The following is an 8,951-nucleotide window of genomic DNA, read 5'->3' as shown; positions in this document are numbered from 1 at the left end:
GACCGGCGCGGCCGGCGGTGTGCTGCTGCGCCCGTTCGCCCGGCTGATCGCCAGCACCGGGGACAGCGTCACCACCTACGGCGAGCCGTGGGACATGCAGTAACTCCCCTGCAGGTCATGCAAACAGCCCCGGCGCGAAAGCCGGGGGCTGTTTGATGTCTGCGGGCTACGACGTGTCGGACTTCCTCGCCTCGTTTGCGCCGAGGGCAGCCGCCGAGCCATGCTTGCCGGAAGAGCTGCCGTTCTCGGCCAATATGTCGCGGATCTCGGTGAGCAGTGTCAGTTGGGTCTCCTCCTCCTCCACCCTGGTGTCGCGTTCCTTGAGCTTCTTGTAGGGAACCACGATGACGAAGTAGACCACCACAGCGATGATCAGGAAGTTGATCGCCGCCGAGACAACGGCGTTCAAATCGATGGCGATGTCGTCACCCAGTGGAATCCTCAGGAAACCGTATTCCGATTCAGGTGTCGCGCCGATCCGGCTGACTAGCGGCGTCACTACGTTGTCGGTGAATGCCGTCACCAGTCCGGTGAATGCCGCGCCGATGATGACCGCGGTGGCCAGGTCGATGACATTGCCTCGGGCGATGAATTCTCGAAACCCCTTCAACATGCGGGGATTCCTTCCTGCAGTCGATGCGATCTGATCAGACACGCAACGTTAGTGGAATGTCAGCGTGACGGTCTGCGTAAGAGCTGCACCCGCCACCTCGTTGGCGGCGTGAGCGGGTAGCGCGACGAGCACCACCCGGTCGCCGGCCGCGCTCGGTCCCTTCTGCTTTTCCGACACCAGGACCACGACGGCGTCGGTGGCCAGCACTCGCGGATCTGCGTCGGTCTCCACGTCCGACGCGACCAACACATCCACCACGTCACCCGGGCGGATGAGGTCGAGCAACGCCGAGTCGGCGAGGTGCAGCGGCACGATGCGGGCGTCCGGCCCGGCCACCGACTCGGCCAGCCTCGGGCCCAGCAGCCGCACATCGGTGAGCACCTCGCCGCGGCGGGCCGGACCGGCCAGCGTCGATCCCAGCACGGCCTCGACGTTGGATTGAGACCCGTCCGGAACCGTTGCGGCCAAGCGTGTTTCGAGGCGGATGTCCGCCGCGGTCAATTCGATTCCGGGGGACAGGTCGCGCGCGGCGACCACGATGTCGGTCTGTTCGCCGCGCGGATCCGAACGCACGGCGGCGACGGCAGCCAAAACCACGAGCCCGCCGGCCGCCACCCGACGAGCCACCACGGTGCGCGTCCAGTCCGGCCGTAGTGCGCCGGCAAGCCGGCTCAGTGCCGATGGATTGAGCGATTCCGCCATGCAGCCACGCTAGGCAGCACACCGCCGGAAAGGCGTGCCGTCACGTCGGGCTGTGGATAACCTCGCGCGTCAGCCCGACGCCGCGGCCGGAGTGGAGCTGTCGGAACTCGAACTCGAACTGGAACTCGAGCCGGAGCCATCCGACTTGCCGGTATCCGCCTTCTTCTCAGACGAGCTGGACTCGGAGCCGTTGGCGGAACCATTGGAGGTGGACTTGGCGGATTCACGACTGTCGGTGCGATAGAAACCGCTGCCCTTGAACACCACGCCGACCGAGTTGAACAGCTTGCGCAGCCGGCCGGCGCACTCGGGGCAGGTCGTCAGGGCATCGTCGCTGAACGCCTGCACCGCATCTAACCGATTGCCGCACTCGGTACATGCATAGGTATAGGTAGGCACGAAAACCTCCGTGATTCTCAAACTTCTTAGCACTCTATCGGCTCAAGTGCTAGAACCGCTATGTGGCGCGTGTCATTCCCGTTGGCCGGCGGAGCAGGCGAACCCGATGGTTGGCGCTCCTGGCGCTGCTCGTTGTGGGGGTCGTGCTGGTTGCGGTCTGGCTGCACTCGCGTCCCGCGCCACCGCCGCAGCCAGCCGCGATCGCGCCCCGCGGCCCTGCATACAACGCCGCACGCGCGATGCTGGACGGGTTGCCGGTCAAGGGCTGGGATCGGCACACCGACTTCGCCCGCTACCGGTTCGGCGAGTCCTGGAGCGACGACGTCAACGTCGAGTTCGGCCACAACGGCTGCAACACCCGCGACGACCTCCTGCGCCGGGACCTAGCCGACCTCCTGGTGCGACCGGGCACCTGCTACGCCCAGAGCGGCGTCCTGCACGACCCCTACACCGGGGAGACGATCGCGTTCACCCGCGGCCCAGACACGTCCGAGGCCGTGCAGATCGACCATCTGGTGTCGCTGTCAGACGCCTGGTACAAGGGTGCCCGGGACTGGGACGACCAGCGTCGACGCGACTTCGCCAACGATCCGCGCAACCTGCTGGCGGTCGGCGCACAAGTCAACTTCGACAAGGCTTTTCGCGACGCCACCGCGTGGCTGCCGCCCAACGTGGGGTTCCACTGCGAGTTCGTCACCCGGCAGATCGCGGTGAAGACCGCGTATCGGCTGTGGGTGTCCGCGAACGAGAAGCGGGCGATGGCCGACGTGCTGGCGGACTGCTGACCACTATCCCAGCGGGACCAACCCTGCGCCCGGCGTCAGCGCGTGGGTCATCCGGACGTCATGCGGCTCGGCCGGAAGCCGATCGACCAGTTCGGCGTCGCGGACCACCGCCACCAGTCGCGCGGCGGCGTCGGCCAGCGGCAACGAGCGGTCGTAGAAGCCCGCGCCGCGGCCCAGCCGCACACCGGCGCGATCGACCGCGAGCGCGGGCACCAGGACGACCGCGGCATCGGCCACCGCTTCGGCGGGCAGCCACGGCGCGGGCGGTTCACGCAGCCCAAACGGTGCCGCCACCAGCCGGCCGGGTCGGTACTCACCCCATTGCATCGGCCGCGGCGTGCCGTCCGCGTCGCTGCGGGCGACCGGCACCAGCACTCGGGTGTCGAGACGTAACAGCATGTCCACCAACGCAATTGAACCGGGCTCGGATCCGATCGGGACGTGGGCGCACACGGTTTGCCCGCCGCCGACCACACCGGAAAGATGGCCGCAGAGCGCTTCCGCCTCCGCATCGTGGGTTTGCGCAGGCAGGGCGCGGCGGGCCGCCAGGATCGCGGTCCGTACCTCGGCCTTCGTCAGGGACACCACGATGACGATAATGTTGGACGATGACGCCGCCTCAGGTACCGATTCCGCATACCGCGGTCGTGCCCGCCGCCGGCCTGGGGACGCGATTCCTGCCCGCCACCAAGACGGTCCCCAAGGAGTTGCTGCCCGTCGTCGACACGCCGGGCATCGAACTGGTGGCCGCCGAAGCGGCCGACGCCGGGGCCGATCGGCTGATCATCGTCACCTCCGAAGGCAAAGACAGTGTCGTCGCGCACTTCGTCGAGGACCTGATCCTGGAGGGGACGCTCGAGGCGCGGGGCAAGAAGTCGATGCTGGAGAAGGTGCGCCGCGCGCCGGGGCTGATCAAGGTGGAGTCGGTGGTGCAGGCCGAACCGCTCGGCCTCGGACATGCGGTCGGTTGCGTCGAGGACAGTCTGTCGGCCGACGAGGACGCGATCGCGGTGCTCCTGCCCGACGACTTGGTGCTGCCCACCGGTGTGCTGGAGACGATGTCCAAAGTCCGGGCCAAGCGCGGCGGTTCGGTGCTCTGCGCGATCGAGGTCGAACCCGAAGACATCAGCGCCTACGGCGTGTTCGATGTCGAGACCGTGCCCGATGCTGCCAATCCCAACGTGCTGCGCGTCAAGGGCATGGTGGAGAAGCCCAAACGGGAGGATGCGCCGTCGCCATACGCCGCCGCCGGCCGCTATGTGCTGGACCGTGCGGTCTTCGACGCGTTGCGTAGGGTTCCGCGCGGCGCGGGTGGTGAGATTCAACTGACCGACGCCATCGCGCTACTCATCGATGAGGGGCACCCGGTACACGTGGTGGTGCATCGCGGGTCCCGACACGACTTGGGAAATCCGGGCGGGTACCTCAAGGCTGCTGTTGACTTTGCGTTGGAACGCGACGATTACGGGCCCGAGTTGCGGCGGTGGTTGGTCGAGCGGTTGGGCCTTACCGAACACTAGCCCCGCGCGACGGGCCCGAGGCAGAAGAAAGGCGCGCTGTGCGGTCGGTGGAGGAGCAGCAGGCTCGGGTAACGGCCGCCGCGGTGGCTCCCCGACCGGTACGAGTCGCCATCGCCGAAGCGCAAGGCCTGATGTGCGCCGAGGAAGTGGTGACCGAGCGGCCGCTACCCGGGTTCGACCAGGCCGCCATTGACGGCTATGCCGTCCGCAGCGTCGACGTGCTGGGCGTGGGTGGCACCGACGATGCCGAGGATGCCGACGATCAGCAGGTCAGCCTGCCCGTGATGGGCACCGTCGAGGCCGGCGCCCGGACGCCGAGCCGGTTGCAGCCACGACAGGCCGCGCGGGTGGAGACCGGCGCGCCGATGCCGACGCTGGCCGACGCGGTGCTGCCGCTGCGCTGGACCGACGGCGGGCAGTCCAGGGTGCGGGTGCTGCGGGCGGTGCGTTCGGGCGCCTACGTCAGGCGAACCGGCGACGATGTCCAGCCCGGTGACGTGGCGGTCCGCGCCGGCACGATCATCGGCCCGGCGCAGGTCGGCCTGCTGGCCGCGGTCGGGCGCGAACGGGTCCTGGTCCACCCGCGGCCGCGGTTGTCGGTGATGTGTGTCGGCGGTGAACTCGTCGACATCTCCAGAACCCCGGGCAACGGCCAGGTCTACGACGTGAACTCCTATGCGCTGGCGGCGGCCGGGCGGGACGCCGGAGCCGAAGTGAACCGCGTCGGCATCGTCGACACCGACCCCAAGGAGTTGCGGGACGTCGTCGAGGGCCAGGTGAATCGCGCCGAGGTGGTGGTGATCGCCGGAGCGGTCGGCGGGGCGGCCGCCGAAGGAGTCCGCTCGGTGCTCGCCGAACTGGGCGACATGGAGGTGACCCGCATCGCCATGCACCCCGGGTCGGTCCAGGGGTTCGGCCAGCTTGGACCCGAAGGGGTGCCGGTGTTTCTGCTGCCGGCCAACCCGGTCAGTGCGCTGGTGGTGTTCGAGGTGATGGTGCGGCCGCTGATCCGGCTGTCGCTCGGCAAGCGGCAACCGATGCGGCGGGTGGTGCAGGCCCGCGCGCTGTCGCCGATCACCTCGGTGGCCGGCCGCAAGGGTTATCTGCGCGGGCAGCTAATGCGGGACCAGGACACCGGCGAATATCTGGTGCAGGCCCTCGGGGGCGCGCCGGGCGCGTCGTCGCACCTGCTGGCGACGCTGGCCGAAGCGAACTGCTTGGTGACCGTTCCCAGCGAGGCAGAGCAGATCCGCACCGGAGAGATCGTCGACGTCGCTTTCCTGGCCCAGCGCGGCTGAACGACAGCCCGGGCCGTCGTGAATCTGTGGCGTTCGACTTCTTCCCATCCCGGCTGGCCGATGCCGGTCGGCCCGATCCGGGTGCCGGCCGGTGTGATCCGGCTGCGGCCGGTGCGGCTGCGCGACGGTGCCCAGTGGAGCCGGGTCAGGCTGGCCGACCGCGCGCACCTGGAACCGTGGGAACCGAGTGCCGATGTGGATTGGGAAGCGCGGCACGGGATTTCGTCCTGGCCGTCGGTTTGTTCGGGCCTGCGGTCGGAGGCCCGCAGGGGACGGATGCTGCCATTCGTCATCGAAGTCGACGGTCGGTTCAGCGGACAGTTGACGATCGGGAACGTCACACATGGGGCGTTGCGGTCGGCGTGGATCGGCTACTGGGTGGCCAGCACGGCGACCGGTGGCGGCGTCGCGACCGGTGCGCTCGCACTCGGCGTTGACCACGCCTTCGGCCCGGTCAAGCTGCACCGTCTCGAGGCAACGGTCCGCCCGGAGAATGCCGCGAGCCGCGCCGTGCTGGCAAGAATCGGGTTCCGGGAAGAGGGCCTGCTGCAGCGCTATCTGGACGTGGACGGGGCATGGCGGGACCACCTGTTGGTGGCCATCACGGTAGACGACATCAACCGGTCGGCAACCTCCGCGCTGGTCCGTGAGGGCTATGCCAGCTGGGCCTAACTTGTTGCAGATGTGACATATGTGGTTATTGGTGCTTGTCAGCAGCGAATTACAGGTGTGTAATTGACATCGGCGCGTCGTCAACGGATGCGCTGGTCACGGACCTAGCCTGAAGGGGAAAGGAGCAGGCGACATGCCAAGCATCCCCCAATCCCTCCTCTGGATCTCCCTCGTCGTGCTCTGGCTCTTTGTGCTGGTCCCGATGTTGATCAGCAAGCGCGATGCGGTGCGCCGCACCAGCGACGTGGCATTGGCGACCCGGGTTCTCAACCGGGCGACCGGCGCCCGGCTGCTCAAGCGGGGCGGACCGGCGGCCGGCCACCGCAGCGACCCGGACTGGCGGCCATCCGAGGACGACCTCGATACCGACCTCGACGAGGAGATGGACGACGAGGCCGCCGACGAACCCGCGGAGCGGTCGGTCGTCGTGGCGGCGGCCGTCACCGACACCGAACCCGACTACCTTGATGTCGACGTCGTCGAGAAGGATTCGGGCGCATTGCCGGTCGGCGAGTCGGACGCCGAAGCGGTCGACGAGGCCGAAGAAGCCGAAGTAACCGACGAGCTGACGCTGGATCTCGAGCAGCCCGACGAGGACGTCGATACCGCGGTGTACGAGGTCCACACCGACGAGTACGAAGAGGAGTCGGACGGCAGAGCCGACGAGTACGAGTACGTCGACGACTCCTCGGGCCTGGAAGCGCCCGCAGAAAGCGATTTGCGGATGGCCGAATCGCTGCTTGCCGCGCGGCGACGCCGCTACAACTCGAAGACCGCCGCGGCGGTCAGCGCCCGCAAGTACAAGTTCCGCAAGCGGATGCTGGCCCTGATGGCGCTGGCCCTGGCGGCCTCGGCGACGGCCGCGTTCATGGTGGCGCCGGCGGCGTGGTGGGTCTGCGGCGCGGTCGGCGGAGTGACGCTGCTCTACCTGTGCTATCTGCGCCGTCAGACACGGATCGAGGAACGGTTGCGGCGGCGCCGCATGCAGCGCATCGCGCGCGCCCAGCTGGGCGTGGAAAACACCGACGACCGCGAGTTCGATCTGATCCCGTCGCGGCTGCGGCGGCCGGGCTCGGTCGTCCTGGAGATCGATGACGAAGACCCGATCTTCGAGCACCTCGCCTACGGCCGATCGGCGCGAGACTACGACCTGCCGCGGGCGGCCGGGCAGTAGTCGGCGACGCTCACAACGCGCTCGAAAAGAGCACCAACTAGGGTGCTTCGTCATGGGATCGTGCGAGCGCGCTGAACCCGACTCTGTGCGGGACGCTCCCAAACGAGCTGTCCGCGGCAGGATCGCGAAGCTTTCGACACTCCAGCAGAGGTTCGAGGAGTCACGTGTCGGCCAGCTAGTCATCAGCGGCCTCGTGGTGGCCATCGTGGCCATCGGCGTCGCGTCGAACTTGCCTGATTCCGCGATCAAACGCGCCCTGTTTCCAGTCTTGAGACCGGTAGCGACGGCGACATATCTCGACCAGGGCTGGGCGGTCTACGCGCCGAACCCGCGCACGCGAATTGACACCGTCGAGGTGCATGTCACCATGGCCGATGGCGGCGAACGGGTATGGACCGTTCAGCCCGGTGACCGCCTGATTGGCGCATTCGCCTGGATTCACTGGGAAGCGTTGACCGGTAAGGTGTCGGCCGATCCGGAGGTACGAATGCTGCTCTCCCGCTGGGTGGTCGGCGAAGTGACCGAGCCGTCCGAGCGCCCGGTGCGCGTTCAAATGATCTTGCGCACCGAGATTTTGCCGCCGCCGGGCCAGGACACTCGAGAAACAACCGACGTTCCGAGAGCCACGCCGGTGAAGATCCTGTACCAGGAAGACCTGACAGGCCGGTAATGACGGATTCAGACCACCCCCGGCAATCGCGACTCGCTGCCGTCGTCGACGGTTGGCGCGCTTTTTGGTTCAGCCCTCAGCCGGCCTACTCGCTGGGACTTGTCAGGATGGCATTCGGCGCGCTGGTGGTGGCGTGGACGCTGGCGTTGCTGCCGGACCTGTACGAGTTGTTCGGCGAGCACGGAGTCGTGCCGCAGCACCCGCGCACGGATTATCGGTGGGGGGTCTTCGAAACCTGGACCGGGGACACGGCCCTGCTGATCGGATGGGTCGTGCTGCTGATGTCGGCCATCGCGATGACGGTCGGATGGCACAGCAGGCTTGCCGCAGTTCTCGTCTTCGTGTTGATCGCGTCGTTCATGCAGCGCGATGGCTGGGTCTTCAACACCGGGGATGCCCTGATCCGTCTGGAGGCCCTGTTCTTGGCGCTTGCCTCGTGCGGCGCGGCGCTATCGCTGGATCAGCGCCGCAGGACCGGATCGTTCTGGTCGGCGCAATGCCGAGCGCCATGGCTCATTCGGCTGATGCAGGTGCAACTGTCGGTGATCTACCTGGTGTCGGTTCAAGCCAAATTGAGAGGCAGAACATGGGTCGACGGCACCGCGGTCTCCTATGCGTGGCGAGAGGACCAAGGGTTGGCGCTGATCCCCGCACCGGAGTGGCTTTCCACCAACGGATTGATCGTCAATGTCGCGACCTGGGGCACGATAGTGATCGAGCTGGCGATTGCCATTCTGGTCTGGAACCGGCGATGGCGGCCCTGGGTGCTGGCCGCCGGCGTCGTGATGCACCTCATGATGATGGTCAACCTCAGTATCGGGTTCTTCAGTCTTGCCATGTTTGTGCTCTACCTCGCGTTCGTCCCGTGGGAGGCGGTGCCGCGATTGCCGGTCCGGCTCAAACATCTGGTGCGCCGTGACCGAGGAAGCAGCGCGGCGTCCGACTCATCGAGCGTTCATCCAGCGGGCTCAGGTGGATGAACGGTCGAGCGTGCCGGTCGACTTCGGCCACCGCGCCGCGACTGGTAGCCTGTGCTACCGACCAGGGGCTATGGCGCAGTTGGTAGCGCGACTCGTTCGCATCGAGTAGGTCAGGGGTTCGAATCCCCTTAGCTCCAC

Annotated in this window: 12 protein-coding genes and 1 tRNA gene; 9 read left to right on the top strand and 4 right to left on the bottom strand. The window is 67.4% G+C overall.

The features are described 5' to 3' along the window. On the top strand, window positions 1-103 hold a 103-nt coding region (locus ACRDU5_RS09355; protein WP_526614203.1), incomplete at its 5' end, for an MspA family porin. Between the two features lie 63 nt (window positions 104-166). On the opposite strand, the gene mscL is transcribed toward ACRDU5_RS09355, so the two are convergent. The 3 genes from mscL to ACRDU5_RS09340 form a co-directional block, all read right to left on the bottom strand. Continuing rightward, window positions 167-613, bottom strand: a complete 447-nt coding sequence (mscL, locus tag ACRDU5_RS09350; RefSeq protein WP_526614202.1) for a large-conductance mechanosensitive channel protein MscL — start codon at window positions 611-613, stop codon at window positions 167-169. A 48-nt stretch (window positions 614-661) separates the two neighbouring features. Then, window positions 662-1,315 (bottom strand): SAF domain-containing protein, encoded by a 654-nt coding sequence (locus ACRDU5_RS09345; protein ID WP_526614201.1) that lies wholly within the window; start codon window positions 1,313-1,315, stop codon window positions 662-664. A gap of 69 nt (window positions 1,316-1,384) precedes the next feature. Then, a complete protein-coding gene (locus tag ACRDU5_RS09340; RefSeq protein WP_526614200.1) occupies window positions 1,385-1,714 on the bottom strand; it encodes an FmdB family zinc ribbon protein in 330 nt (109 codons plus the stop codon). Between the two features lie 110 nt (window positions 1,715-1,824). Here ACRDU5_RS09340 and ACRDU5_RS09335 point away from each other — a divergent pair, with 110 nt between their 5' ends. Then, window positions 1,825-2,499, top strand: coding sequence for a GmrSD restriction endonuclease domain-containing protein (locus ACRDU5_RS09335; RefSeq protein WP_526614199.1), 675 nt, complete (start codon window positions 1,825-1,827; stop codon window positions 2,497-2,499). Between the two features lie 3 nt (window positions 2,500-2,502). On the opposite strand, the gene ACRDU5_RS09330 is transcribed toward ACRDU5_RS09335, so the two are convergent. Continuing rightward, complete coding sequence (locus ACRDU5_RS09330) at window positions 2,503-3,087, bottom strand: 5-formyltetrahydrofolate cyclo-ligase (protein ID WP_526614198.1); 585 nt, start codon at window positions 3,085-3,087, stop codon at window positions 2,503-2,505. A gap of 20 nt (window positions 3,088-3,107) precedes the next feature. Between ACRDU5_RS09330 and ACRDU5_RS09325 the strand changes: the two genes are divergently transcribed. From ACRDU5_RS09325 to ACRDU5_RS09295, 7 genes are all read left to right on the top strand, one after another. After that, a complete protein-coding gene (locus tag ACRDU5_RS09325; protein WP_526614197.1) occupies window positions 3,108-4,019 on the top strand; it encodes a UTP--glucose-1-phosphate uridylyltransferase in 912 nt (303 codons plus the stop codon). 38 nt (window positions 4,020-4,057) lie between these two features. Next, on the top strand, window positions 4,058-5,317 hold the full coding sequence (gene glp / locus ACRDU5_RS09320) for a molybdotransferase-like divisome protein Glp (RefSeq protein WP_526614196.1): 1,260 nt from the start codon (window positions 4,058-4,060) through the stop codon (window positions 5,315-5,317). A gap of 18 nt (window positions 5,318-5,335) precedes the next feature. Next, entirely contained in the window at window positions 5,336-5,989 is a 654-nt protein-coding gene (locus ACRDU5_RS09315) for a GNAT family N-acetyltransferase (protein ID WP_526614195.1), read from the top strand. 133 nt (window positions 5,990-6,122) lie between these two features. Then, the gene (sepX, locus tag ACRDU5_RS09310; protein ID WP_526614194.1) at window positions 6,123-7,163 is read left to right on the top strand and encodes a divisome protein SepX/GlpR; all 1,041 of its coding nucleotides are present in this window, start codon (window positions 6,123-6,125) and stop codon (window positions 7,161-7,163) included. A 205-nt stretch (window positions 7,164-7,368) separates the two neighbouring features. Continuing rightward, window positions 7,369-7,833: a hypothetical protein gene (locus ACRDU5_RS09305; protein WP_526614193.1), complete on the top strand. Its 465-nt coding sequence runs from the start codon at window positions 7,369-7,371 to the stop codon at window positions 7,831-7,833. Beyond that, window positions 7,833-8,813, top strand: coding sequence for an HTTM domain-containing protein (locus tag ACRDU5_RS09300; RefSeq protein ID WP_526614192.1), 981 nt, complete (start codon window positions 7,833-7,835; stop codon window positions 8,811-8,813). The genes ACRDU5_RS09305 and ACRDU5_RS09300 overlap by 1 nt, the downstream gene beginning before the upstream one ends. Before the next feature lie 64 nt (window positions 8,814-8,877). Beyond that, window positions 8,878-8,950, top strand: a tRNA-Ala gene (locus ACRDU5_RS09295). The last annotated feature ends 1 nt before the right edge of the window (window position 8,951 follow it).

This window comes from Mycobacterium sp. (assembly GCF_050701515.1).
GTDB lineage: Bacteria > Actinomycetota > Actinomycetes > Mycobacteriales > Mycobacteriaceae > Mycobacterium.
The sequence above is the reverse complement of the archived record's forward strand: the minus strand, read 5'-3'. Positions and strand labels throughout refer to the sequence as shown.

What these genes read in the sequence shown, in the direction of transcription:
- sepX (WP_526614194.1), top strand. Translation starts at nt 6,123, where the DNA reads ATGCCAAGCATCCCCCAATCCCTCCTCTGGATCTCCCTCGTCGTGCTC.
- ACRDU5_RS09300 (WP_526614192.1), top strand. Translation starts at nt 7,833, where the DNA reads ATGACGGATTCAGACCACCCCCGGCAATCGCGACTCGCTGCCGTCGTC.
- ACRDU5_RS09345 (WP_526614201.1), bottom strand. Translation starts at nt 1,315, where the DNA reads ATGGCGGAATCGCTCAATCCATCGGCACTGAGCCGGCTTGCCGGCGCA.
- ACRDU5_RS09325 (WP_526614197.1), top strand. Translation starts at nt 3,108, where the DNA reads ATGACGCCGCCTCAGGTACCGATTCCGCATACCGCGGTCGTGCCCGCC.
- mscL (WP_526614202.1), bottom strand. Translation starts at nt 613, where the DNA reads ATGTTGAAGGGGTTTCGAGAATTCATCGCCCGAGGCAATGTCATCGAC.